A 334-nucleotide genomic window follows, 5' to 3' on the forward strand; every position below is an offset into this window, starting at 1 on the left:
CACGCTGCCTTTGCAGGAATTCTTTATCGACTATGGCAAGCAGGATCGCGAGGCGGGTGATTTCGTGCAAAGCGTCCGTGTGCCACGCCCAAAAGCTGGCCAGATTGATGCGGCATATAAAATCTCAAAGCGGCGAGATGAAGATATTTCGTCCGTGGCTTTGGGGATCAGCGTTGATGTGAGCGACGGGATTATCACCGATTGTCGGATTGCTTTTGGCGGCATGGCGGCGACGCCAAAACGCGGAGCGCAAACAGAGGCCGTCTTGCGTGGGAAGCCATGGGATGCGGCGGCGTTCGAGGCAGCAGCAGAGGCTCTGTCGCAAGAGCAGTAG

The 334-nt window shown here is 56.9% G+C and carries 1 pseudogene; it reads left to right on the forward strand.

Annotation, left to right across the window (positions count from 1 at the left end):
* Window positions 1–334 (forward strand): annotated as a pseudogene (locus tag AB9F26_RS22400) (xanthine dehydrogenase small subunit); the annotation flags it as partial.

Origin of the sequence: Falsihalocynthiibacter sp. BN13B15 (assembly GCF_041205415.1) — a bacterium.
Lineage (GTDB): Bacteria > Pseudomonadota > Alphaproteobacteria > Rhodobacterales > Rhodobacteraceae > Falsihalocynthiibacter > Falsihalocynthiibacter arcticus.